Source organism: Myxococcales bacterium (assembly GCA_016706225.1).
Lineage (GTDB): Bacteria > Myxococcota_A > Polyangia > Polyangiales > Polyangiaceae > JADJKB01.
Map to the genome: position 1 here is coordinate 612436 of JADJKB010000005.1, position 25621 is coordinate 638056.

Consider the following 25621-nt stretch of genomic DNA (forward strand, 5'->3'; position numbering starts at 1 on the left):
GGACGATCATCGAGTGATCGATTCGGGCCGTCCTCACACTACCAGAGAATGCCCCATCTATTCCGCGTCCCCTTGGCCGCGATCTTGGCCGCGAACCTCGTGCAAGCTTGCTCCTCCTCGAGCGCAGAGCCCCAACAGCAGAGCGGGCAGGCCGAGAAGATCTTGAACGAGTCGATTGTACTCACCGACGAGGGTGACCCGCTGCCGGAGCCAGCGACTGACGACACCATCGGCATCGGCGGCGGCGCTCCCGCCGGAAAACACATCCCGCTCGAGCCGGGCGGATCCATGACCGTTCAGATCCCGTTCGAGTCACCGGCGGGGAACGTGATCGGCGCCGGAATTCGCTTTGGTGCAACGGGGCCGGTCAAAGTCGTAAACCTTCCCCAAGCCGTTGGTCAGACCCAGGGCACGTTGAGTTTCACGTTCCAGGTACCGAGTTCAGTGTGTGACAACCTCTCCAGCATCTGTCACGACATCAAGTGCTACGAGTTCGCGGTTACCTCCTCCGGCACCATCTCCAAGGCCAACATCAGCGCCGTGGCACTCAAGTGTGGCAAGTGTGATGAGCCGAGCTGCAAGAGTTTGATCGATTCGTGCGGCGCGCTGGCGGTGAACGGGATTTGGTCCGGCAAGTGTCCCGGATCTAGCATCACGGTCAAAGGGACCTTCGGCTTCAACATCGGGACCGACGGGCAAGTGACCGGTAGCTACGACGGTTGGGACTCGGGCCAGGTGACTGGCACGGTCAAGGGCGGTCAACTCAGCGCGGTTGGCGGCGGAGCGGGTGGCTGCCAGTGGACGGGAACCATCGGGCCAAGCGGCTCGAGCGGCACTTGGGGCTGTCCCGACGGTTGCGGTGGGGGCTGGACTGGCAGCGGCGGCTGAAGCCGCAATCGCGCCGGGCCACGCGCATTTCGGTGATCGGCGCGCTCGCTTTCACCACTACCTCCAGCACGGGAACCAGGGGAGGAATCGCATGGAGTGCCTAGGACGAAATTGGCTGGGGTTCTGGCTTGGCGGCACAGCGTGCCTGCTGATCATCGGCATGGGACTTCCAGGTTGCTCATCCGGCGTGTACGACGGCGGTGAATCGGGGGGAGCGCAGTCCATCGGAGGCAGCACTGGCACTGGCTCCAAATCCGGCTCGGCGGGACCGGGTGGACCGACCAGTGGTTCTGGCGGCACGCCCAGCAATTTCGGTGGAACGGGCGGTGCCGCTGGGAACGCAGGCGGTGGCAGCGGCGGTTGCGTGGTGGGGGAGCCTTGTTCACCGGCTGCCTGCATGAACGGTGTCACGCAGTGCAGCGCGTCGGGACAAACCTGTGCGCCGACGGGTAACCAGCCACCCGGACAGGCCTGCGCGCGGGCGGATGGCTCGCCCGGGCAGTGCGACGCTTCGGGCGCCTGCGCTTGCGCCCCGAGCTGCACTCAGTGCGGAGGCGATGACGGCTGCGGCGGCGTGTGCATGACCGGGAGCTGCGCGGGACCCCAAGACCAGTGCAATAGCGGCACTTGTGTCTGTCAGTCCACCTGCCTCACCTGCGGAGGCGACGACGGTTGCGGAAACATCTGCACGACCGGCGCCTGCGGCGGGGGCGCCCAGTACCAGTGCTCGAACGGGAGTTGCGTGTGCGTTCCGAAGTGCACCAGCTGCGGCGGATCGAACGGGTGCGGTGGAAAATGCGCGACCGGCACGTGTCCGTCGGGGCAGTCCTGCAAGTCTGGAACATGCACCCATTGCACCGACCCCAACTACCCGCTGTATTGCACCTCGACCGCCGGGAACGCCTGCTGGAAAGCCAACACCGACTGCTCGACGGTCATGAAGCAGTGCTCCGACTTCGCACCCAATGGCCAGCCGATCTGCAAGCTCGTAGCCTGCATCGTCGGTTACAAGTGGGGCAACAACAGCGTTCCCCCGACCTGCGTGAAGAAATAGAGGCTTTCGTTCGAGTTCCAACCAGCACCAGACGCCCGCGCCGCAGCGCGGCTCGGCGCTCCGCCCACCCGAGAAGGTCCACGAACGGGAATGTGGTCTCGTTTCGGCGAATTCCACGCTACTTTGGAACAGGCTTTGGGCAGCAAGACAACTCCTGGCGGAACTCGGTACTCCTTCGTGCGGGAGCTCGGGCGCGGAGCTATGGGCTCGGTGAGCCTGATGGACGACGCGGTGCGTGGGCACGCAGTGGCACACAAACGTCTGGTGGTTGGTCACTCCGCCGCGCACCGGCACTTCAAAGAAGAATTCCGCGTGCTCTCCGGCTTGCTCCACCCGAACTTGGTCCGGGTCTATGAGCTGGGCGAGGACGCGGGAGGTCTCTACTTCACCATGGAGGCCGTCGAAGGAGTTTCTCTCGACGAGTGGGTTCGGGTTCGGGACCCGCTGCCGGCGCTGCAGCATGTTTTGCCACAAATCCTGGATGCGCTGGCCTTCATTCATGCCCACGGCGTCGTGCATCGCGACCTGAAGCCACACAACGTGCTGGTCAATCACGACGGAATCGCAAAGCTAGTCGACTTCGGCGTGCTCGGGCGCATGCAGGCTGGTGCCGCCGAGCGAGAGCGCGCCATTGTCGTTGGCACGCCGGGCTATATGCCACCCGAACAGATCCGCGGAGAGCCGCCCGAACCGGCCAACGATCTGTACGCGCTTGGGTGTATGCTGTTCGAGTTGATCACGGGCCGCCCGGTGTTCGAAGGCACCCGCGCGGAGCAGCTGGAAGCGCATGGGAATTGCCTGCCACCTCGACTGTCCGAAGTGTTCCCGTCCGCGCCGCCGCTCTTCGATCAAGTGTGTCGCGATCTCCTGGACAAACCGGCCCACCGGCGCCCGACGGCCGCAGATCTTCGGCGGCGACTCGAGGGGACTTTGGCGGCGCCCCAGGACGGACGCTTGCCGCGGCCACGCTCGCTGCGCGGCCTTGTCGGCCGGGAGTCCCTGCTGGAGAGCTTACGTGAGTGCTGGCGCGAGAATCCCTGGCTGCTCGTGCTCTGCGGTCCGAATGGCGTCGGCAAGAGTGCGCTCGCGGAGCACTTGGCCGTGGACCTGGAGCGAGATGGACACTTGGTGCTTCGAAGTCGGCCGCGCCCCACCGAGCGCGTGGCCTACAACGCCATCGATGGCGCGGTGGATGACCTGGCTCGCGTGCTCTCGCGGCGAGACACGTTGCGGACAGACGTCGTGGCTGCCGTCGGCACCGCGCGCCAAATCTTCCCAGCTCTGACGACCAGCGGGTTCCCCGCGAATGAGCGCGACAAAGAGCTCGTTCGTTTGCGGCTGTTCGGGAAGAGAGCAGCGCCAGTGCGCGCGGTGGTGTTCGACGCATTACACCGCCTCATGCAGGACGCCGCGGGCACTGGCGGGCGCGTGACGCTGGTGATCGACGACTTCCAGTGGGCGGACAGCGACTCGCTCTTGCTGCTGTCACATCTCGGAGCGGCCACTGACGACCGTACCACCGTGATCGCCACGCTGCGGGATGACCTGGGCGAAACTGCGGCCGATGGCTGGCTGAAGAAACAAAAGCGAAGTACCCGCACCCGTGTTCCGCCGCTCGAGGCCGAGTCGGTCTTGGAGATCGTCGAGCGCACCGCGCGCTCTGCCGGGCACATCCCCTCACGACAGGAGGTCAGCGAGGCCGCGTCGCGCTGCGATGGTCGGCCGATGCTGGCAGAGGTCGCCGGTCACGCGCTGGCACTCACTGGGCGGCCGAATCTACACGGGCTGATCGCGCGACGCACGGACATCGAGCGGAAGGTCTTGGCGTTGCTGGTGGCTGCTGACGACTGGACGACACTTCCAGCGATTGCGAGCGTCATGGGCGAGCCGCTCGGCGTTGTGGACCAAGCAGTCGCCGCAATGGCAGACGACGGGTTCGTGCGACGCGGTGGCCACGCGCGGATCGACAGTGAGGTCGACATCTATCACGACTTGGTTCGGCGAACTGCGCTCGAGGTGCTGGAAAAGAGTCTGCCGTGGTGTCACCACGCCTGGGCCGAGTACTGGCTCGGCATCCGCACAGCCCCGCCCGAGCGCTGCGTTCGACACCTGCTCGGCGCTGGGCGGACCGTCGAGGCAGCGCGCCTGGCCGAACCCGCGGCAAAGGCAGCGGCGAAGCGTGGGGCCTACGCTCTCGCGGCGGAAATGTACGCCATCGCGCTGCTGGACTCGGTGCGGGAAAGAGGGCCGCTGCTTCGCGCGCGCGCTGAGGCGTTGGAGAGAGTCGGAGCCTACGTGCAGGCCGCGGAGACGTGGGCCGAATACGCTGCCCTGGCACCGGTCGGGGAGCGCGCCGACCTCGCGTTGTCCGAGGCGCACGCCCTCATTGCTGGCAACGAGGTCGCACGCGGCCTCGAGCGCCTCGACCGTGCCCTCGCGCAGAGCGGCGATCAAAACACGCAGGCACGCGGTCCGGGCGCGCTGCTCACCGCGGCAACATTCCTGCTTGGCCCTTCCGGGGGCCACGCGCGTCGCGCGCTCGGTTATCTTGCCCCCAGGGCCCGCGGCCGCCGCGTGGGTCGCACGTCGCCGCAACGTGACGTGAAGCTCGGCATTTTGCTCTCGTTCATCGATCCCCCAAACGGGATCAGGTACCTGTTGCGAGCATGTGACGGCTACGCGCGGGCGCGGGCACGACAAGAGGAGGCACAGTGCCACTACATGTTCGTCGCGCTGGCCCTGATTGGCAGTCGGCATGAGCGTGTGCGGCTCGCCGACGCATACGAAGCCCGCGCCCAGCAGTTGGCTGGCGCGGAGCCGAGCCAAGAGAATCGCGCAATGGCTGGGTTCGTTGCGGGGCTGCGCGCGCTCCGGCGGGGTGACTGGGCGAGGTCGCGCGACGTGCTGCAGCAGGCTTCCACAGATTTCGACCGCGTCGGCGCAAGCAGCGAACGTTTGATGGCAACTTCGTGGGGGACGATGGCCGATGCCTATCGTCAGGATCTGCCCGCGATGCGCCGGCACCTCGTCTGGTTCCGCAAGAACCTGAAGGAGCTCGACAGCGCGCTCGTCGCTGCGCACGTCGAGCTCTTGGCCTCCTACGTTTCATATCTGGAGGGGAACTTCGACGAAGCTCGGGAGCAGGTCGACGGAATCGTTCGCATGTACGCTGGAGATCATTCGAACGTGCAGCGTAGCGGCGCGCTGCTCTATCGACACCTCCCCGATCTGTACGCCGATCGCGGCGATGGTCCCAGGCGGGAGTTCGCCATCGCCATGCAGCAAGTCGCCGCGTGTCGGTTCTTTGCCACCACGTACGCCGGACCGTTCGCGATGATCGTCGCCCACCTGGAAGCTGGCGCATTGCGTCGCGGTTCGCTCGGCGCCCAACCGCGGCGTGCCGAGTGGTTTGCGCGACGCATCGACAACTGCCCGCCGTTGGTCGCAGGCTCATCCGATCGTGCGCGAGCCTATGTCGCCGACGCTGCATCACGGCCGGAGCTCGCCCTCCGCCTGCTCGAGCGGGCCGAGTCGGTGGCGCAGCGATTCGGTCGGCAGGTCGATGCCGCGATAGCTTCCTATCAGCTCGGATTGCGGCTCGGCGGAGACCAGGGCCGGTCGCTCTGCGATGGCGCGCGTGACTTGGTTTGCTCGATGGGTGTCGGCCAGCAGCTACTGGAAGAGGATCCGGGCTTGCGCTGACTGCGCACGTCCGCGGGTTGCCGGATGCGCCAGTGTCAGTAGCTCGCCGGATGGTCGACGTCGGCGCCGTTTGCATTGCGAGCTGACCCGCTCAGTCTGCGGGCTGCTCGAGGAGGGCCGCAACCATGGCGCGCGCCCAGCCGTCCAAGCTAGCCAGCGTGGAGCCCAAGCGTTCCGGGCCATGCTCCAGATGATCGAGCCGCTGACGAAGCAGTTCGAGTCCCCGCCGCAAGCGGCTGCGCGCGGTTCCTTCTGGGACGGATAGCACGACGGCCAACTCCGGGCCGGTGAGTCCCTCCCAGTAGAAGAGCTCGAGCGCCACCTGCAGCTCGATCGGGATGGAGCGTAGCGCTTCGAGTAGGTGGCGTTCCTCCGCGACCCGCGTGATCAACGCGCTTGGAGAGGGGTCCAGATCGAGGACGCTGGAGAGCGACGACTTCAGCTCGACGCGCGAGCGACTGCGCCAGTGCGCCATCAGCTCGTGGTGTGCGATGGCAAACAAGAAGGTCCGGAACGAGGATTCCTGTCGAAAGCGTTCGAGTGCCTCGAGCAGCGCCAGGAACGTGCGCTGCACCAGATCAGCGGCGTCCGACGGGGCCTTGTTCGCGAAGAAACGATGGACCGCGTCGAAATGGCGCTCGAACAGCTCGTTCCCGGCATCCAAATCCCCGCCCTCCCAACGACGCAGCAGCTCGAAGTCAGTCAACCGGACCCGAGCATAGCATCCAGGGCACGCGCACTCGAAGCGCAGCGACACCACGAAAGCGGGGCCGACGAGTTCCGCGACTCGGGCACCTGCCTCGAGTGATCGCTGCAGCTGGGACCGAACCAATCCCAGCGCCTCCGCGCGCGCGGGGCCGCCCCGCGGCCCGGACGCGGGTGTCCCCCAAGCCAGCCCCGTCCGCTTCGTCTACGTCCAGGTTCTCACGCCTTCCCCGGGACGCCGCACAGGCACGACGTTTTCTGCGTCGTTCCGCTGCTCGACATGCCGTCTCGTCAGCAGCGCGGGTCAGCTTGGCGCGCCTCTACCGATCCGGGCAACGCTGAATCCCGCGGGCCGCGCCAGGCCGTCCACCGTGGGACGGCCGCAGCCCGAGCAGCCTTGGCAGTGCGCCGGCAGCTCGGAGGTCGACGGCGGACCACCGTAGCGCGCGAGCCCCATCGCGCGGAGCCGCGTCGCCTCGTCGGCCGGGAGCTCGCGCACCTGCCCGAGCTGCCGCGCGCTCAAGAGGACCTTTGCGGTGTGCTCCATGGTCTCGAGCTTGCAGAAGGCGTCCAGCAGATCCCGGCCGACGCAGACGGCGCCGTGGCGATCCATCATGACCGCGTCGTGGGTCTTCATCGCATCACCGACCAAGTCGGCCAGCGCGTTCGTGCCCGTCCGCTCGTAGGCGAGCGTGGGGATGCTACCCATGGTGAGCACGACCTCGGGCAACACACACTGCGCGAGAGACACGCCGGCGACGGTGAAAGCGACGCACGTGGGGGGATGCGCATGCACCACGGCATCCACGTCGGGACGCGCGCGGTAGCAGGCCAAGTGCATCGCCATCTCGCTCGTGGGCTCACCGCGTCCGCGCTGCTTTTGCCCCTGCAGATCGATGACCACCAAGTCGTCGTCTTCGAGCAAACCCTTGTGGCAGCCGGCGCGCGTGCACAGGATCCGTGACTCGCTCAGCTTCACCGAGAGGTTGCCGTCCATTCCGACGAGCAACGAGCGTTCGTGGCAGAGTCGGGCGAAGCGGAGGAGCGCTCGCCGAAGCGAAGTCTCGGGCGGACGGAGCATCGGGCGCGGAATGCTAACAGGAAAAGGCGATGTTGTTGGGGGGCGCCCGGCGCGGGCGTCCGGGGCCGCCGGCAGAGGTGCGGCCTTGGGTGGACTTGCGTCGCTCTCGGCTTGGAGCCGATACTCCGCGCCCGCGGGAATGCGAGGCAATTCCTCGGCGTATTGAGACGGGCGAACGATGTTCGAGAAGCTGATCCCCACGCGCGGCTGCGTAGCGTTCGCCCTGGTCACCGCCGCCTGCGGCGGAGTGCCCGCGGCCACCGGACCTGGACCGGACACACCCGTGCCCCGGAGCGAGCCCCGGAGTGACGTCCGGTATCAGCTCGAGCTGGAGCCAGGCCATGACTGTGAGCGCGAGTTCGATCTGGCGCTGTACGAAAATCGCGGCATCGACCTGCTCGAGTGGGACGACCAGGACGGTTGCCGCGAGCGCCAGCTGACGGTGCGTTTCTTCGAGCGGAAGCTGACCAAACAACAGGTGCGAGAATTGGTCGACCGCCACGCCAAGAAGGTTCGGGAGCGCTGAGAAATGATGAAAACGACACTCCGCATCGGGTTCTCGCTGCTGCTCGCCGCGGGCGCGCTCTGGCCGGCCGCGCGAGACGCAATCGCCGACGACGATGTCGCGGAGGCTCCCGCGCGCGTCGTGCTCCGGAAGATCCCGAACGACGCCACGGTCTTGATCAACGTGGCGGGCTACGAGATGCCGAGCAGCCCCGACATCCTGAACCTCGGACGGCGCGCTACCGCGGCGCTCGAGCGCTGTCTGAGTGACAACACCGACGCCGGGCTGCGAGTGGTGTGCGCGCGGGTGCTGAACGATCTCGGAGATCCGCGCGCGCTGCCGACGCTCCGGACGGCGCTCGACGATTGGGAAGAGCCCGTTCGTTACGAGGTTGCCCGGGCGCTCGTGAGCCTGCCGGACGCCGCCTCTTACGATGCGCTGGCCAAGGTCTATCGCCGCAAGGACGAGTCCGAGCGTGTCAAATCCGTGGTGCTCTCGGCCCTCGGGGCCCTCGGCCAGCAAAAGGCCGTGCGTTTTCTCCGCGGTGAGCTGGCAAAGGTTCCGAAAAAAGACGAAGCGGACAGCCGCGCCGAGGTGTTCCGGGCGCTTTGGCAGAGCCGGTCCTTGATGGCGCGGACGACGCTGGTCGGCGACACGGTGCTCGCGCTCAAGAGCGGGAATCAAGCGCTGGTCTACGCAGGCGTCGAGGCGGCGACCGAGCTCCGAGATCGCGCGCTGTCGCCGGCGCTCGTGCCCCTGATGGATCACGTCGACGCCGAGATCCGCAACAAGGCCGTGTACGCCCTCGGGCACATCGGTGATCCGGCAGCCACGCGCGCGTTGCTCGCCCACCTCCCCAAGGTGCGCGAGTCCCGCATGCTCAACAACATCGCGTTTGCGCTGGAGCGCCTCGATCGCAAGGCGTTCTACGCCGCCATCGACAAGGTGGCTCAGCACAAACAGGCCATCATTCGGCTGAACGCCGCGTTCGTAGTCGGTGACGTGCGGCGCCCCGAGGGCCTGCCCATTTTGGAGCGGTCGGCGAAAGACGCGAGTGATCTGGTGCGAACCAGCAGCGTGGCGGCGCTGGGCAAGCTCGACACGGCGGCGGCAGTCCCGGTCGCGGAAAAATACGTGTCGGACCCGAACTGGTCGATCCGGCAAGAGGCCGTGTACGCCATCAGCGCGCTGACGAAGGGCCAGAAGAAGGATCTCATCCACGACCAGCTCTTTGCCGGCAAACTGCCGCGGGACGGCGAGGCGATCCGGCGTCGAGCCGCGATTGCGCTCGGAGAGCTGGGCGACGCTCGAGTTCGCGACTACCTGATGACCTGCTACGAGCAGCGGGCCTGCGCTCTCGGGGACGTCGAAGCGTTTCTCGAGGCGGACAAGGACGTCTCGGTCTCGAGTCGATTGCTGCTCGGTTGGGCGCAGGGGCGACACGAGCTGACGGATCTCTTGGGGGTCAAGAGCCCCACCGGCGCCGGGCCCCTGGCCCTGAGCAGCTTCGATCAGGCCCGCTCGCTTCACAGTGTCTCGGGCCTGCGCAGGAGCGCCGATTTTCTGGGCTACGTCGGCGCGGCCACGGCCACCAAGAGTTTGTCCGCGGTGCGCAAGGACGCGAGCACGTGGACGCGGCTGCACGTGCTGGTCGCGAGCGCCCGCCTGGGCGACGCAGCCGCGGTGAAACAAGTCCTCGCGGAGCTCGACAACGCCCCGCAGGCGTGGATGTCGCGCATCGTGCGGATCATCTCCCGCGTGCGCGAACCGAAGGCGCGTCAGGCTTTCACTGCCGAGCTGACGACACGCGCCCGCGGAGCCGACGCCGATCACGCAATGGCCGCAGCCGCGGTGCTCCTCGCCTGGGATCCGGATCCGCAGTTCTTCCTGTTCCTGGACGCGCTCGGCAGTGCCTCACCGCGCAAACAAGCGCTCGCGCGTCGTTACCTGTTGCGCGAGCGCTCGAAGAAGGTCACCTGGCTCATGCGTCGTGCATTGGCCCGCGAGTCCCGCAGCTTCGTGCGGGACGAGCTCCGTGTACTGCTCGACGATCGAAGCTGAGCGCGGGTCCGCGTGAAGCTCCAACGCTCGCTCGTCGCCGCTGCGATCCTCGCCGCCCTGGCGTACGATCCCGCATCCTTGGCCGGGCAGCCGAAGAGTGTGCTGCTGCTGATCGCGGCCGCGCTCTTTCTGGTGACGGCCGCGGTGTGGCGGGTGCAGCTCGCGTTGACCCTGCCCTTGGCGCTGTTTGGCGGGTTCGCCCTGTGGAGTCTGGTCCGCGGCGCGACCTCGCTCTCGGCCGCCTGGTTCGCGAGCTTCGTGCTCGGCTGTGTGACTGCGGCACTGCCGCTGGCGAAGCGGCGCCAGAGCTTGCTGCTGGTCAGCGCGGGGATCGGGGTCGGCGCGGCGGTCATCACCTGCTTCGTTTGGGCCCGCGCTGCCCGCGGCATGGCGCTGCACGGCGGCATGGGAAACCCGAACACCCTCGGACTGCTGCTCTCTGTGACGCTCGTGCCCAGCCTGGTCGCGGCGGTCGCTGCCGTGCGAGCTCGGGCGCGTGTCCGCTGGTTGTGGGTCGCGGCGGTCGTGTTGCAGGTCGCCGCGTGGGGCCTCGCGGAATCGAGGGCCGCGTGGCTCGCGCTGCCGGCGGGGCTCGCGGTGATGTGGGCAAGAGGACGCTGGCGGGTCGGGTGGTGGGTCACGCTCGGCCTGGCTCTCGCGAGTGGTTTCGCCGCTGTGCTGTTCAACCCGAGCGCGGGCGGTGGCGCGCCGGGCGCGCTCGCGGGTCGGTTTTGGATCTGGAAACACAGCCTGAGCGTGGCCCTCCGCTGCCTGCCGTGGGGAAGCGGTGAAGCGCGCTTCAACCACGAGTTTCTGAGCGAGCAGGGCAGGGCACTTGCTTCCCTCGATGTCGCGGAGGCGTCGCGTTCTTTCGTGCACCCGGGGACTGCGCACAACGAGTGGTTGCATGCGTTCGCCAGCTCGGGAGTGATCGGTGTGGGCCTGCTGCTGGCGTTGCTCGCGACGGGCATTCAGAGCCTCGGCCGCCGCTCCCCTGCGGGTGCCGGTGCCCTGGCTGCGCTGGCAGTGGGGGCGAGCGCCGACGTACCGCTGCACGCGCCGGCCCTCATCGTCTTGACGGCGCTCACCTTGGCCGAGGCGCCCCGCTTTTTCCTGCCCGCACGTGCGATGTGGGCCTCGCGCGTCCTCCCGCTCGTGGGGCTGGTCATCGCTGCCTCTGCGCTGACTCGCGAGGCGCGGCAGTGGCGCTCGACGCGCCTGGTCAGCGAGGCGCGGCAGGCGGACATGGCTCGGCGCGCGCGGCTACTCTCCCGGGCGGTGGAGCTCGCGCCGGACTCCGCGGAGGCCGAGTTCTCTCTGGGTATGGAGCAGGTGGAGCGCGGTGAGGTCGCTCAGGGTTTGACACATCTGCTGCGCTCCCGTGCGCTCTCGAAGAACGTCAGCACCGAGGTCGCGATCGGGAACACCCTCGTGGAGCTGCGTCGCTTGCCGGAAGCCCGAGCGACCTTCGAGGCAGCGCTCGAGCTGAACCCGGGTTCGTTTCGTGCGCACGCCAATCTCGCTGCGACGCTGGGGGAGCTAGGTGACGATGACGGAGCCGAGCGCGAGCTCGTGCTTGCGCAGCAGCTCTATCCCGGTCACCCGAAGCTCGCGCTGATCGCCGAGGCCTTGCGGAGACGGCGGCTCGATCGTGCGACGCGCTGATGGAAATCCGACGCACAGAGTACGGAGCTCGCCGCGCCCTGCTGTCGCCCGTCACGAGTTGTCTTCGATCTGAGTTCCGGCGGAGCTCTCCAGCCGCCCCCACCACGCGTACAGCACCGGGAGCACCAACAGTGTCAACAAGGTCGCCGTGACGACCCCACCGATGACCACGGTGGCGAGCGGCCGTTGGACCTCGGAGCCAGGCGCTGTCGAGAGTGCCATCGGCAGAAATCCGAAGGCCGCCACGAGGGCCGTCGTGAGCACGGGGCGCAGCCTGAGTCGGGCGGCGGCTTCGATGGCGTCGGCAGCGGTTGCACCCGCCGCCTGCTCTTGCCGTGCGAACGAGACGAGTACCAGGCCGTTCAGCACCGCGACTCCGAACAGCGCGATGAAACCGACGCCGGCGGAGATCGAGAATGGGATCCCGCGGAGGAGCAGCAGCGCAACGCCCCCGACGACAGCGAACGGAACTCCGAGGAAGATCAGCGCAGCTGCGCGGCCCGAACGGAACGCCATCCACAGCAGGAACAGGATCAGGCCGAGTGCCAGTGGGACCACCAGTGACAAGCGGAGTTTTGCGTCAGCGTAGTGTCGATACTGCCCGCCCCAGCTGAGGCGATAACCCGTAGGTCGGGCCAGCTTGGCGGAGATGACGCTTTGCGCGTCTCGAACCACCGAGGAGAGATCTCGGCCGCGGACATTGAATTCGACGCTGAGCCGACGGGACTGCGCCTCGCGGCTGATCTGGGCAGGCCCCGTCTCGAACCGAAGCTCGGCCACGTCTCCGAGAGGCACGATCTGCCCGCTGAGCGACTTGAGCGGGAGCGCGCGGAGTGGGGCCAGGTCGCCGGTGAACCCGTGCCGGGTCTTGAGCACGATGCCAAAACGACGATCACCCTCGAGCACATGCCCGGTCTGGTGGCCGACCGCCACGGTTTCGGTTGCCTGGTTGACGTCATCGATCGTCAAGCCGTAACGCGCCAGCTTGTTCCGGTCGGGAACGACGCGCAGGTAACGCAGCCCGGCAACTTGCTCGACGCGCACATCCTCTGCGCCTGCGACGCCACGAATGAGCTGCGCGGCCTCCTCACCCAGCTGCGCCAGCCGCTCCAGGTCAGCGCCATAGATGAGCAGCGCGGCGTCGGAGCGGATCCCGGCCACGAGCTCGTTCGTGCGCATCTCGATGGGCTGTGAGAGCGATCCGACGACGTCGGGCACAGCCGCGTCGATGGCTCGGGAGATTTGCGCGGCGAGGTCGGTCTTTTGCAGCCCGCGCCGCCACTCTGATGGGGGCTTCAGTGCAATATAGACGTCCGTCTGTTCGATCCCCATGGGGTCGACGGCCAGCTCCGGGGCTCCCGTCTTGCTGACGACATGCAGCACTTCGGGAACTGTCAGTATGGCTTTCTGCAGTCGAGCATCAGTGGCGACCGACTCCGACAGCGCGACCCCCGGGAGCCTGCGGGCCTCGACCAGCAAGTCACCTTCGTCCAGCTGAGGCACGAATTCGGCGCCGAGCCGGGTGAACCCAATGCCTCCAGCGATCAATAGCAGCAAGGACGCGGTGACCACGACCGCCCGATGGCGCAGGCTCGCGCGGAGCAACGGCGCAAACGCGCGGGACGCGGCGCGGAGAAACCAGGTCTCGGAATGCTCTGCCCGTGGCTCGAGCAGCAGACTCGTGAGCACGGGGACCAAGGTCATCGACAGCACGAACGCTCCAGCGAGGGCCAGCAACACCGTGGTTGCCATCGGCTGGAACAACTTTCCTTCGATCCCGGTCAGGGCGAGGATCGGCAGGTAGACGATGGCGATGATCAACTCGCCGAACACGCTGGCGGAGCGAACTTCCAGGGTGGAACTTCGGATCAGTGCTAGACGTTCGGCGCTGGTCGGCGCTCGGCCCAGCCGCTGCGCTTCCTTGGACAGGTGGCGGGCCGCATTCTCGACGATGATCACGGCACCATCGACGATCAACCCGAAGTCGATGGCGCCGAGGCTCATCAAATTGCCACTGAGCCCCGTCATCCGCATCACGATGACCGCGAACAGCAAGGAGAGTGGGATCGTGGTCGCCACCACCAGCCCCGCGCGTAGATCCCCGAGCAGGAGCAGCAGCACCAGTATGACGAGTGCAGCACCCTCCAGCAGGTTGATGCCGACGGTGCGAATGGTGCGCTCGACGAGCACCGAGCGGTCGTAGAACGATTCGATGTGTGTTCCGGCCGGCAGTGACGACTGGAGTTCGGCCAACTTGGCCTTGACGCCGTTGGTGACGACCCGGGCGTTCTCCCCCATCAGCATCATGGTGACACCGACCACGACCTCACCCTTGCCATCCTTGGACGCGGCGCCGCGGCGGAGTCGCGGGCCGAATTGCACGTCCCCCACCGTCGCAATCGTGATGGGAACCCCTTGGGGCGTGGCTCCGATCACCACGCCGCGCAGATCTTCCAGGCTTCGCACCAGACCGTTCGTTCCGATGACAAAGTGTTCGCCGGCGTGCTCTATGTAGCCGCCGCCGGCGTTGGCGTTGGACTTCTCCAGCGCTGCCACGACTTCGGCAATCGACACGCCGGCTGCTTGCAGGCGTCTTGGATCCAGTACGACCTGGTACTGCTTGTCTTCGCCGCCAAAACTGTTGAGCTCGACAACCCCCGGGACCGTGCGCAGGACGGGCGCGATCTGCCAGTCGAGCATTTCCTCGAGTTGCATCAGCGAGAGTTTGTCGTTCGTGACCGTGAACTGAAAAATCTCGCCAAGACCCGATGAAATCGGCCCCATCTCTGGGCGGCCGAAGGCCGGCGGCACCGAGTCGTCCATCTCCCGCATGCGTTCCGCAACCAGCTGTCGGGCGAAGTAGATGTCGACGCCGTCTTCGAACACCACAGTCACCACCGAGATCCCGTACTTGGAGATGGAGCGAACCTCGGTCGTGTGGGGTATGCCCGCCAAAGAACGCTCGACGGGCGTGGTCACGTATTGCTCGACCTCGACGGGCGACAGCGCTGGCGCCGAGGTGATGATCTGAACCTGTTTCGTCGTGACGTCCGGGACCGCGTCGACCGGTAGCGTCATCGCCGACCAAACGCCGACGACGACCAATAACAAGGTGGCAACGAGCACTGCCGCCCGGTTTCGCAGCGACCAGCCCACGATGAACGACAGCGCGCCCACGTCAGTGTTCCTCTTCCAGGAGCGTGCTGCGCAGTAGCGCGCTCTTGACCGCAAACACTCCCTCGACCACGATCACTTCGCCGTCGCTCAGCCCCGCGACGATCTCCGTGGAGCCAACTCCGGAGCGGCCCACCGTGACGTCGTGTCGTTCGAACTCGAACTCGCCGTGGCGAACGAATACGGCGGTCTTGCCGGCGATCTCGGTCAGCGCTGCGTGGGGGACGGCGAGGACCTCCGCTCCGGCCTCGTTCCCGTCCGCGGCGACGCGCGCGGCGCCGAAGAGGCCGATCCGCAGAACAGCTTCCGGATTCTTCAGGCGCACGCGGGCCGTCAGCGTGCGCGCGACGGGGTCGACTTGCTGACCAATGTACTCGAGCGAACCGCTGAAGCTCCGCTTCGCATAGGCGTTCAGGTCGACGTCCGCGCTGGCGCCCACGCGCAGACGGCCGAGGTCCTTCTCGAAGACCCGCCCGACGAACCACACCTCGGACAGGTCCGCGATGCTTCCCAGCGTGTGTTCGGTGCCGACTGGCTGACCCACGATTGCGTCGCGGGACAGAACGGTGCCGCTCACGGGGGCGCGCAGGGTGACGCTGGCCGCACCGCCGCTGCCGAGCGCTGCGAGCTGTGAACGAAGCCCCGTTGCTTCAGCGTCGAGTGAGTCCGCCTCGGTCTCCGCGTCCAAGGCCTGTTGCTCGGCGGCCAGCCCCTTGCCGACCAGAGCTCGGAGGCGCTGCGCATTGGCGCGCGCCGTCTTGCTCTTTGTCATGGCGATGGTCTGGCTCGCGCGGAGGCGACCGACCTCCGGCACGCGGAGCACCGCCAGCAGTTGCCCCTTTTTCACCGAGTCACCCTCGCGGAATTCGACGCGTTCGATGCGACCCGCCACCGGAGAGGCAATCCGGGCGCTGCGGTCGGGGTCGGCGACGATCTCTCCTGGTAACGAGAGCCCGGCGTCCAGTCGCGAGCGTCGGATGCGCAAGGTCTTGATCCCCGCGGCCTCCATCACTTCCGTGGAGAGTGCGACTCTCGTCGGGACTTCTGCATGCGGCTCCTCGTGGGAGGAAGGGGCGGGCGCGGAACCGACGGGCTCCCCGTGGCCGTCGGGAGGTGCCGGCCGGTTGCAGGCGACGGCGAGCGCACCCAGGGCCAACAGACAGCGCTTGGTCATTGCAGGCCTCCCGAGTCGAGCTTGCCTGTTGCGCGCCGAACCAAGACGGACGCGCGGCAGACCGCGAGGCGCGCCGCGATGTGCGACCGGAGGTAGTCGAGTAGGGTTTCCTGAGCCAGGAGCGCGTCGCGAGCCGGAAGGCGCTGTCCCTCGATCTCCGCCGCGAGGTCGCTGAGGGAGCGCTCGGTTCTTGCCAGTCTTTCCGCCGAGAATTGCAGCAGGGCCCGCTCTCGAGCTCGGTATTCGATTGTGGCCGAGGAGAGTCGTCGCGTGGCGTCGCGAGAGCGGGCGTTGGCTCTGCTCGCGGCGCGCAGCGCGAGCGCTTCGGACTCGCGGATTTCCGCGCCGTACGTGCGCACCATTGGGTACGGCATCGGCAACGGCATGGACAGTCCCGCGCCGAGCACCTGCTGTTCGTAGCCATCTCGTTCCACGAACAGCGACAGAGTGAGGTTCGGAACGCGCTGGCGGCGGTAGACCTCGACTCGTGCTCGTTCGGCCCGCGCCTCGTGGCGAAGCGACGCAACCTCCGGGAGCGCCTCGGGGTCGAGCTTCAGGCTGGCCGGAAGCGGCAACGCGGTCAGCGAACCCCGGACTTCGATGCGCGGAAGTCCGACCAGCGACGCGAGCGCAGCCAGTGTGTGCTCCGTTCGCCGCTCGGCATCGAGCCGCGCCCGAGTCGCTTGGGACGTCTTGGCCTGGGCGACGTCGGCGTCGACCTGGGCGGCGCCGCCCCGTTCGGCCAGGGCCAGGGTCGCCCTCTCGACCCGTGCAGCGACGGCTTCCGCCCGGCCTTCCAGCGCGGCCTCTTCGCGCGCGGCCAGCGCGTCGAAGTAGAGGAGCAGTGCCCGCTCGACGACGTCACGGTTTGCGGTGTCGGCGGCACCGCGCTCCGCGAGCGCCTCCGCGCGTGCGGCTCGACCTCTGGCGCTCCGCTGGCCGCCGATCTCGATCTCTTGACTGAGCTCTGCGCGCCACGCAAGGGCGGCGTTGGTGGCGTCGCGGGTGGCGCGCCCGGCCGAAATGGCGACGTTGGGCCGCGAAGGAAGCCAGGGAGCTGCGGCGTCGATGCGCGCGTCCGCGGCGCTGACGCCGTGTCGTGCAGCAACGAGGTCAGGGCTGGCCCGCGTCGCGCAGGTGGCCACGTTGTTTCGTGTCAGTAGCTTGCAGGTCACGGGTTCGCCGGACGCGCGGGCGCCAAATAGGCAACCCGCGAGCGCGACGGCCCGGAACACACGTCCCGATCCGTTCATTCTTCATCCTCTTCGAAGGCCGACGGACGAGCGGCCGCAAGGCCACGCCGAGGCGTCAGCGAAAGTTCAACGTCGCAAGCGATGTGGCGGCGTCAAACGCTTCGAGGGGGACGCAGTGGTGGGGTGCGTTCAGGTCCCAGGGCGCGCAGCGACCTTGAGCTAGGCGACGCCAGCTGGCCGGTCAGGGGGACCCGGTCGCACGGTTCACGCTGTGCGACGGCTACGGTCGGGCCGCCGTGCGCGCAGTGGCAGCCGGAGCAGCCCGGGTCGCAGCCGCGTCCGCTTTCATCTTCACAGTCCGAAACGTGCTGCCCGTTCGCGACCACGACCACGAGGAAATCCGCCGCGGCATGGGCAATTCCGCTCAGCTCGAAGACGGAGACGAGCGCCACCAGGAGCGCCAATTTGCCCCAGATTCGGCAGTATTTCCCGCGCCGGCGGCCCATCAGTATCACGAGCCTAGCACAACTCGGACCGCCCTCACGGCAGCACGTACGCAAACCCCGTGTTCTTGCCGGCGCCCCACACGTTCGCGCTGCCCGCCCACTTCGTGCCGTAGGCTTGATCGAGGAACGCGAGCTGCCAACGGTCGTCGCCAGTGGCGACCCAGGCGCCGCCGAGCTCGAGCTGGAGCTGCGTGGCGGCGCGCGAGATGGCGGAGTCGTCCACGGTCCAGATGGGCATTCCCGCGCGCTCGAGCACGCGCGCTGCCATCAGCACACCCTGCAGGTGTTCCCAGGGGTAACCCGTGAACACGGGCGCACCCGTGGTGAACGACGCACCACGGCGCATGTCGTCGGGGATGACTCCGTCGATGTCGATACCTTGTTTGGTCGCGCCCTTGGGGTTGATCAGCCGGAGGTCACTCGCGTTCACGTGCCACGAGACGTCCACGTCGTATTTGAGGCCCGGGTTCGGGCCGGTGACACCGAGGACCCAGTAGTCGCGCACCGCTTTCAGCGCAGCCTTGTCGTCCAGATAACGGTCGATGGCCGTCAGGCTGCCGAACGCCATGGCGCCCCAGTTGTTCGGCCGCTTCTTGAACATCTCTCGCAGCGTGATGCCGAGCTCCGAGCACTTCTCGACATCGGCCACGTTGTGCAGCCAGGCCTCGAACGCCGGCGTGCGATAACCGACCAGATCTGCCGCCATGGCGTAGGCGCCGGTCTCTCGTCCCCACGCCAGACTGCGCCCTCCCTTCTCGGTTCCGACCACCTTCTGACACGCAGCAACGACCTTGCTCTTGTACTTCGCGTCGCCGTTTCGCGCATACACGATGGCCGCCGCCAGCACGCGCACGTTCGTCGCGTCGTCCTGATCGGAAGCGTTGGGATTCGAGGTGTCGGCGTCGGCGTCGGACAGGAGCGTCGTCCAGGCCGCGCCCGTCATCGGTTTGTTCGCCAGCTCGGCGGCGCTGGTCCAGATCCCGCCGCTGACGCCGGGGGTGCCGCCCGCACCGCCCGTGCCTCCGGAGCCTCCGCCGCTGGTCGTGGCGCCGCTGCCTCCCGCGCCGCTCGAGCCGCCCGTGCTGCCGCCGTTGCCTGCCGAGCCGCTGATGCCTGCCGAGCCGCCGCTGGTCGTGGCGCCGCTGCCGCCGCCGCCGCTCGTGCTTCCGGACCCGCTCGCGCCGCCGCTGCCTCCGCTCGCGCCGCTGCCGCCGCTCGACGTGCCCCCGCCATCGTCGCCACTGCCGCAGGCGGTCGCCGCGAGCAACGCAGCCAGTACCCAGCCCATTCCACGTGTCATCGGCTCACTCTCCCACGCGCTCGGAGCGCGTTCCCGATCCCGCAGCGCCGCCCGCGCCGCGAAGAATAACACGGCCCCCAGCGCCAGGCCGAACTGCCGCAGATCTGGCGTATGCTCGCCTGCCATGAACGAACGTGAGGGCTCCGACGTGTTGGCGGCGTGTTTCGAGAAGGTTGGGCTCCGCGTGGAGCGGGACTACGCGTTCGACGAGGGCGGAGTCCGGGTGTCGCTCGACGGGTTCGACCCGAAGGCGCGCATTGGTTTCGAGTTCATCACCACCGAAGCCGGTGACCGCGACGAGTTCACTCCCGCGGTGATCGAAGAGCTCGAGACGCGCATGCGCGCAGAAGAGCTGTTCATCTTCATGATCGACGAAGGCGAAATACCGAGCCGCGAGCTGCTCGAGGCGGCCGCCGGCGGATTCCTCGCGTTGCTTCGGGACCGGGGGCGACTGCCGTGAGTCACTACGGAGTCAACCAGTTCTTCCAGGCGGCCCAGCAACAACGCGCAGCCTTGCAACACGAGCTCGGCGTAGCCCAGCACTACGCCAGTGTGCATCACCAGCGCCGCGCCGAGCTCGGGCAAGCCTACGCACAAGCAACCCAAGATCTCGGCGCGACGTTGCTCCAGACGTTGACGCCGGAGTGGCTCGACTACGCCATCCGCACCACCGGATTTTCCGCGCTGGCGAGCGAGAATCCACTGGCCATGATGGACAATGAGCGCAAGCAGCGCAGCCAGCGCGTGGCGCAAATCGAGGCCGATCCCCGCTTCGCCCAGCGGGAGCTCTTGCGCCACCCGAACACCGGCTCGCTGCCGCGGGGTGTGCGCGAGATGGAAGAGAACCTCGGACCCCTGCTCGAAGTGCTCGCAGCGTGTAACCACGTGCGTCTCCAGCGCCTGATCGAGAGTGGCTACGGCACGACCGCCTACTCGACGGGTTTCTGGCGCATGAGCTACTACGAGGACTGGAAAGCCGGCGACGAGCTGCTGGCACGTTTTCCCGGCAAGACGTTCTTTTCGCAGGTTCGAGACGAGTATCTCCGAGCCATTCAGTCGGTGGGACCGCTGCAAGCCGAGGCGGCGCGACTGCGGGCCGAGATCACCGCCGGCGAGGCCCTCGAGCGCGAACACGCCGAGTGCACGCAGGCCCTCGGCAGCCTCGAGACGCGCTGGCTGGCCCACGTCAGGCAGCGCATCTCCGGTTACATGCTGGAGAGCCCACCAGAGCTCCTCGCTCCGAGGTTGAGCGCCGTGCCGGAGGCGGAGCTGGCCTACAAACGCGCCCTGGGTGTCACCGCCAAGGCCCGCTACCTCGATCAGATCTTCGCCCGGGACGTCGAGGCCTTCCAGCGCGACGCACAGACGGCGATCGGCAAGCTGGACCGCGACATGACCAAGCTGAGTCGACCGAAGAAGGCCGGGACGACTTTCCCCGCCGAGGCGTTTCAACGCCGTTTCCGCGACCGTGGGCCCGCGTACCAAAAACGCTGGCGGCGGTTCGAAAAGACGTATGGCTCGGTCTACGGCTTCTCGGGTTACCACCAGGCATCGCTGATCGACACCTTCCTGTGGTGGGACTTGATGACGAACGGGCGCGTCGACGGCGACTTCATCCCCGAGGTGCGTCAGTTCCGCCAGCGGAACCCCGACTATCGTTACGTGCCCCAGCGACGGGACGACGAGGACGATCTCCTGGCGGCCGCCGCCGCGGCGTCCGCGGGCGACGACGGTGGGGATCTGTCACTCGATGCCTCGTGAGGGGGACAGACCGGTGAAGCGCTCCATCAGGATCGTGAACTACGCCGTCAACGGCTCGGGCACCGGCCACCTGACGCGTCTCTGCGCCATCAACCGCTGGCTTCGGCGTTACGCAGCCTGGGCCGACGTGCGCGCCGAGATCTATTTCCTGACCTCGAGCGAGGCGGACGGACTGCCGCTCCGCGAGCGTTTTGCGGCCTTCAAGCTGCCGTCGAAGTCCGTGATTTCCGACGCGGGGATCGACAAAACCACCTACCTCGCCCTCGCCAAACAGTGGGTCTGGCACTCGCTGGGGCTCTTGCGTCCCGACCTGTTCATCGTCGATACGTTCCCCCGCGGCTCCTTCGGGGAGCTGATCAACGCCCTCGACCTGTGCAAGAAGCGCGCGCTGGTGTTCCGGCCAATGCTCGAGGATTTTGCCCGGCGTCCCGACGTTCAGGCGCTCTTGCCACTCTACGATCTGGTGCTGGTTCCGGAGCGCGAAGGAGACGCACGCATCGTGGTTCCGGACGCTGCCCGGCCGCGCACCCGCTTCGTGGGGCCGGTAGCGGTGCGGGAGCGTGTGGAGCTTCACACGCGCGAACAGGCGCGCGCGCGGCTGGGACTGCCCGGCGCCGCGCGGGTCGTGTACGTGTCGGCAGGGGGTGGCGGGGACACGGGCGCCGAGCGGCACCTCGGACGGGCGCTCGCCGCGCTGCTCGCTGCGGATCCATCACTGCACGTGGTCGCCGGGGCGGGTCCTCTCTATCGAGGTGCCGTGCCGCGGGACCCACGCATCACCTGGCTGGTCAACGAGTCAGCGGCCGAGCACGCTCACGCCTTCGACGTTGCGGTGACCGCGGCCGGTTACAACACCTTCACGGAGCTGATGCTCGCGGGAGTACCGACCGTCTTCGTTCCACAGCGCAAGATCGCTGACGATCAGGCGGAGCGCGCGCTGCGTGCGGTGCGCGCGGGCGCGGGTCGTATGCTCGAGAGCGAGGCGGGGGACGCTGACGTGGTGGCGGCGGTGACCGAGCTGCTAGAGCCCTCGGTCGCCCGAAAGGCGTCGTTGGCCGCCCGGGGCCTCATGCCCAAAAATTGCGCGCGCAACGCGGCGGCGGAGCTACTCAGGCTGTGTTTGCCAGCGAGCGAGGTCGATCGCGCCGAAGCGGCGGTCGGTGATGCGCTGCTCCAGCACGCCCGCGGGCTCGGCGTGGGGGAAGACACGCTGGTCGAGCTGATGCACGTGCTCGACGGCGACGGCGGGCGAAACTCTCCGGCGCGGGAGCTCGGCGATCTGCTCGCGCGGAGCGCAGCGCTGCTCGAACGAGCACAGAGCTTCGGGGTTTCGGAGCAGGCGGTGGTCGAGCTCGGGCGCGGCCTGATGCGGCGCGCGACCTGCTCGGACGTGCCCGCGCGTCAGGCCGTGATCGGTGAGGCGCTCGAACATCACGTTGGGTCGGCCGCGGCCGCGTCGCCTGCGGAGCCGAAGCAGTGAAACAACCGTCGCTCGCGCTGGCTGGGCTGGATCGGGGGCAGGTGCTGACTGGTCCAGCCACGCTGCACGTCGACATCACCAATTCCTGCAACACGAACTGCATCACCTGCTGGGATCACTCGCCGCTCTTGACGATCGGCCGGAGCAGCGGCTGGAAGCGCCGCAAGCTCGAGGTCGTACTGCTCGAGCAACTGCTCGACGACGTGCGCGGATTGGGCGCGCTGAAACACGTGATCTTGAGCGGCATGGGCGAGCCGTTCACCCACCCGGACGTGTACCGGATGATCGAGGCGGTAAAGTCCCGGGATTTGCAGCTCACCATCATCACCAACCTGGTCGCCGCGGACGCGGAGCGTGTGCTCGAGCTCGGCGTGGATCAGCTGCTGATCGGCATTCACGCGGCCAGTGAGGGCGCCTACCGCGCGTTCCATCCGAGCTTTCAGGCGGACGAGTGGGCACGCCTCCACGCCGCGCTCGCGCGCTTCCGTGCCGCCGATCGCCGGTTCAAACACGTGCAGGTCGTGTGTGAGACCAACGCGCACGAACTGCCGGAGATGGTGGAGCTGGCGGCCGAGTACCGGGCGTTCGCCGTCAACTTCAAGCTGGCGAGCCTCGCGGACGGCAGCGAGGCCTGCCGGATCTCCGACACCAAGCGCGCTCGTTTGACCGAGGAGCTGGTGCCCCGGGCGCGGGAGCTGGCTCGCGAGCTTCAGGTGACCACGAACCTCGACGTGTTCGAGGAGCAGCTCCGCGCAGGTGGGGCGGCCACCGCCGCGATCGCCGACGTGGGTTGTTTCATGGGGCAGGTGTACTCGCGGGTGACGGTGGATGGCACGGTGCTCTACTGTTGCAACACCGAGGTCGTGGTCGGGCACCTGGCCGAGGCTCGTTTCAGCGAGCTCTGGAGTGGGTCGGCGTGGAACGCTCTCAGGGCGCGGCTGCGGCGCGGTGAATACTTCGACGGCTGCCATCAGTGCGGCAAGCTCAACCAGAACGTCGCGCTCAGGGCGCGCTTCGCCAAAGAGTTCGGTGAGGCACGCGCGCTGGCCGTCACCGGTCGCGGGGCAGTCTCGTGAAACGCAAACCCACCGTCGAGTGGCAGGTGTGCGGTGTCTGCAACTACGACTGCAGCTACTGCATTCAGAGCAAGAAATATCGCGTCGGGCAGCCTTCGGACGCCGACATCGACGGGTTCATCTCGTTCTTTGCCGACCTGCCGGGTCGCTGGGAGATCAAGATGACGGGCGGCGAGCCCTTTGCGTTCCGGGGGTTCATGGCGCGCATCGTGCCGGGCCTCCTGGAGCGCACACCCCACGTGCTCTCGGTCCTCACCAACCTCTCCGCACCGCTCGCCGTGCTCGAACGTTTTGCCATCGAGACACGCGGCCGGCTCGGCATCGTGAGCGCCAGCCTGCACCTCGAGTTTGCGGACATCCCGAGCTTCGTGGAGAAGGCAGCGCGCTTTCGCGAGCTCATCGACCCAGCCGCGCGGTTGGTCGTCAACGCCGTGCTCGTGCCGGGGCGCCTCGACCGGGTGGCGGAGGCGAGGGTCGCCCTCGAGGCCGAGGGGCTGGCTCTATTTCCGCAGCTGATGAAGACCAAGACCGGTGTCTTCGACTACGACAGCGACGATCGCGTGCGGCTGCGCACGCTGGTGGGGGATGAGCCGACGCCGCGCTCGGCGAACCTCTCGCCGAGCTACCGCGGTCTCTCGTGCTGGGCGGGGACTGAATACTTCGTGCTGACTCAGACTGGCGAGGCCTGGAGCTGTCGCACCGCCAAGCGATTCAGCCAGGGACGTCTAGGCAACGTGCTCGACGGCAGTTTCAGCCTGGGCGGCGGACCCTTGCCCTGCAGCTACGACATCTGCCCCTGCACGGTGCCGGCAAATCGCGGCATGATCGAGGGCGTCTCCCCGTGAGTGGACGCTGGCAGAGCCCGCCCGAGCCCGACGAGGGAGTGCTGTGTTGGAACGTCAACACGGCCTGCAACTACCGCTGCTCTTATTGCACACAACGCTTCAAGGATGATCGCGGTCGCTGGTCGCGGGACACGCCGGAGTTCCTGCGCGCGTTCGCGCGCCTACCGGGCGCCTGGGAGATCAAACTCTCGGGCGGCGAGCCATTCGTGCACCCGACGCTGATGGAGATCGTGGACGGCATCGTGTCGCTCGGCCATCGAGTGTCGGTCGTCACCAACTTCTCGGCCTCGGACGCGGCGCTCGAGCGCTTCGTGGCGGCCGGCGCCGGGCGCATTGGCACGTTCTCGGCGAGCCTGCACCTGGAGTACGTGGACGACGTCGTTGCATTTGCTGCGCGTGCGCGTGCGCTCCTCGCCGCGCTCGAAGGCGCGCGGGAGCCGAGCCTGCCGCGCCCGAACGTGTGTGTGACGACCGTTGCAACGCGCGCGGCGCTGCCCCGACTCGAAGAGCTGCGGGCGGTGTTCGACGAACACGGCGTCGATTTCAAGGTGCAGCCCGAGCGTGACGACGGCAAACTCAGCGACTACTCGCCGGAGGAGCTCGAGCTGCTTGCGAGCTTCGGGGGGCACAATGGCACCGGCGAAGTCGCGCGACTTCTTTGGTCGCCCGTGCTGGGCGGGCTCGCGCTTCCTGGTCATGGACGACCGCGGGGACGTCTATCGATGTTATCCGGCGCGTCGCGCTGTCATCGTTGCCCTGGGGCGGGGTGGCAGCCGCATCCCCGATCCCGAGCGCGAGCGCCGGCTGGGACGCCTGGGGAACCTCCTCGACCCCGGCTTTTTCCTGGGATCCACCCCCAACCCCTGCCTGTTTCGCCATTGCTACTGCACGGTGCCCATCGCCCGCGGCATGATGGCGCGGACAGAGCTCGGAGGCGCCGCGTGAAGTACACAACGTTTCGGGGTCTATTGATCGGCGGCGGGCTGCTCGTGGTGGTCGGAGCCTTTGGTTCCTGCCTCTTGTGCGCTGGCAGCCAGACCCTGCGGGAGAAACCGCCGCCGCCGAAGGCCGCGCCCGCACCCACACCCATTGCGGTTCCGCTGCCGACTCCGACGGCGGCTCCACCCACCGCAGCCACGACCTTCGCCGACTCCATGCCGGTCACCGACGTGCACCAGGCCGTGCTCGCGGCGAGCAAACAGAACATCTCCGGCGACAAAGGCAAGGATGTGCTCAAGGGCCGCGCTTACAAAGTGAACCTGTACAAGGACGCGGGGCAGAGCGCCGTCAACCGCCTGAAGCTCGATCTCGATCGCGACGAGAAGTGGGACGAGAAGTGGACGCTGGAGCCCGGTGGCAAGGTGAAGCGGCAGATCGCCCCAGCGGACGACGAGAACTACACGCTCGAGTACCGTCTCGAGGGTGACTACTGGAGAAAGAAGCAGTGAGAA

The 25621-nt window shown here is 67.5% G+C and carries 18 protein-coding genes; 12 read left to right on the forward strand and 6 right to left on the reverse strand.

The window, feature by feature from the left end; all coding sequences use genetic code 11:
• Positions 1 to 48 precede the first annotated feature (48 nt).
• From IPI67_10475 to IPI67_10485, 3 genes are all read left to right on the forward strand, one after another.
• Positions 49 to 888, forward strand: a complete 840-nt coding sequence (locus tag IPI67_10475; protein ID MBK7580617.1) for a hypothetical protein — start codon at positions 49 to 51, stop codon at positions 886 to 888.
• A gap of 91 nt (positions 889 to 979) precedes the next feature.
• Positions 980 to 1942, forward strand: a complete 963-nt coding sequence (locus tag IPI67_10480) for a hypothetical protein (GenBank protein MBK7580618.1) — start codon at positions 980 to 982, stop codon at positions 1940 to 1942.
• Positions 1943 to 2143: 201 nt separating this feature from the next.
• Positions 2144 to 5644, forward strand: a complete 3501-nt coding sequence (locus IPI67_10485) for a protein kinase (protein ID MBK7580619.1) — start codon at positions 2144 to 2146, stop codon at positions 5642 to 5644.
• 91 nt (positions 5645 to 5735) lie between these two features.
• Here IPI67_10485 and IPI67_10490 read toward each other — a convergent pair whose 3' ends face one another.
• Entirely contained in the window at positions 5736 to 6350 is a 615-nt protein-coding gene (locus IPI67_10490; protein MBK7580620.1) for a sigma-70 family RNA polymerase sigma factor, read from the reverse strand.
• A gap of 303 nt (positions 6351 to 6653) precedes the next feature.
• Positions 6654 to 7430 carry a class II aldolase/adducin family protein gene (locus tag IPI67_10495; protein ID MBK7580621.1) on the reverse strand — a complete coding sequence of 259 codons (777 nt, stop codon included), beginning with the start codon at positions 7428 to 7430 and terminating at the stop codon, positions 6654 to 6656.
• A gap of 178 nt (positions 7431 to 7608) precedes the next feature.
• On the opposite strand from IPI67_10495, the gene IPI67_10500 reads away from it, so the two are divergent.
• The 3 genes from IPI67_10500 to IPI67_10510 are packed head-to-tail and all read left to right on the forward strand — an operon-like array spanning position 7609 to position 11661.
• A complete protein-coding gene (locus IPI67_10500; protein MBK7580622.1) occupies positions 7609 to 7956 on the forward strand; it encodes a hypothetical protein in 348 nt (115 codons plus the stop codon).
• Positions 7957 to 7962: 6 nt separating this feature from the next.
• Entirely contained in the window at positions 7963 to 9996 is a 2034-nt protein-coding gene (locus tag IPI67_10505) for a HEAT repeat domain-containing protein (protein MBK7580623.1), read from the forward strand.
• A 12-nt stretch (positions 9997 to 10008) separates the two neighbouring features.
• The gene (locus IPI67_10510; GenBank protein ID MBK7580624.1) at positions 10009 to 11661 is read left to right on the forward strand and encodes an O-antigen ligase family protein; all 1653 of its coding nucleotides are present in this window, start codon (positions 10009 to 10011) and stop codon (positions 11659 to 11661) included.
• 51 nt (positions 11662 to 11712) lie between these two features.
• Here IPI67_10510 and IPI67_10515 read toward each other — a convergent pair whose 3' ends face one another.
• The 4 genes from IPI67_10515 to IPI67_10530 all read right to left on the reverse strand — a co-directional run bounded on the left by IPI67_10515 (position 11713) and on the right by IPI67_10530 (position 19134).
• Positions 11713 to 14838: an efflux RND transporter permease subunit gene (locus IPI67_10515; protein MBK7580625.1), complete on the reverse strand. Its 3126-nt coding sequence runs from the start codon at positions 14836 to 14838 to the stop codon at positions 11713 to 11715.
• A gap of 1 nt (position 14839) precedes the next feature.
• Complete coding sequence (locus tag IPI67_10520; GenBank protein ID MBK7580626.1) at positions 14840 to 16009, reverse strand: efflux RND transporter periplasmic adaptor subunit; 1170 nt, start codon at positions 16007 to 16009, stop codon at positions 14840 to 14842.
• Complete coding sequence (locus IPI67_10525) at positions 16006 to 17262, reverse strand: TolC family protein (protein MBK7580627.1); 1257 nt, start codon at positions 17260 to 17262, stop codon at positions 16006 to 16008. Before IPI67_10525 ends, IPI67_10520 begins: the two co-directional genes overlap by 4 nt.
• A gap of 480 nt (positions 17263 to 17742) precedes the next feature.
• The gene (locus IPI67_10530) at positions 17743 to 19134 is read right to left on the reverse strand and encodes an alginate lyase family protein (protein ID MBK7580628.1); all 1392 of its coding nucleotides are present in this window, start codon (positions 19132 to 19134) and stop codon (positions 17743 to 17745) included.
• Here IPI67_10530 and IPI67_10535 point away from each other — a divergent pair.
• From IPI67_10535 to IPI67_10560, 6 genes are read left to right on the forward strand one after another with little or no spacing between them, the layout of a single operon-like run.
• The gene (locus IPI67_10535; GenBank protein MBK7580629.1) at positions 19133 to 19468 is read left to right on the forward strand and encodes a hypothetical protein; all 336 of its coding nucleotides are present in this window, start codon (positions 19133 to 19135) and stop codon (positions 19466 to 19468) included. The two genes, IPI67_10530 and IPI67_10535, sit on opposite strands and share 2 nt — an antisense overlap.
• Positions 19465 to 20769 carry a hypothetical protein gene (locus IPI67_10540; protein MBK7580630.1) on the forward strand — a complete coding sequence of 435 codons (1305 nt, stop codon included), beginning with the start codon at positions 19465 to 19467 and terminating at the stop codon, positions 20767 to 20769. Before IPI67_10535 ends, IPI67_10540 begins: the two co-directional genes overlap by 4 nt.
• A 13-nt stretch (positions 20770 to 20782) precedes the next feature.
• A complete protein-coding gene (locus tag IPI67_10545) occupies positions 20783 to 22249 on the forward strand; it encodes a UDP-glucosyltransferase (GenBank protein ID MBK7580631.1) in 1467 nt (488 codons plus the stop codon).
• Positions 22246 to 23325 (forward strand): radical SAM protein, encoded by a 1080-nt coding sequence (locus IPI67_10550; GenBank protein MBK7580632.1) that lies wholly within the window; start codon positions 22246 to 22248, stop codon positions 23323 to 23325. Before IPI67_10545 ends, IPI67_10550 begins: the two co-directional genes overlap by 4 nt.
• The gene (locus IPI67_10555) at positions 23322 to 24170 is read left to right on the forward strand and encodes a radical SAM protein (GenBank protein ID MBK7580633.1); all 849 of its coding nucleotides are present in this window, start codon (positions 23322 to 23324) and stop codon (positions 24168 to 24170) included. Before IPI67_10550 ends, IPI67_10555 begins: the two co-directional genes overlap by 4 nt.
• Positions 24167 to 25618: a radical SAM protein gene (locus tag IPI67_10560; protein MBK7580634.1), complete on the forward strand. Its 1452-nt coding sequence runs from the start codon at positions 24167 to 24169 to the stop codon at positions 25616 to 25618. The genes IPI67_10555 and IPI67_10560 overlap by 4 nt, the downstream gene beginning before the upstream one ends.
• Positions 25619 to 25621: the final 3 nt, after the last annotated feature.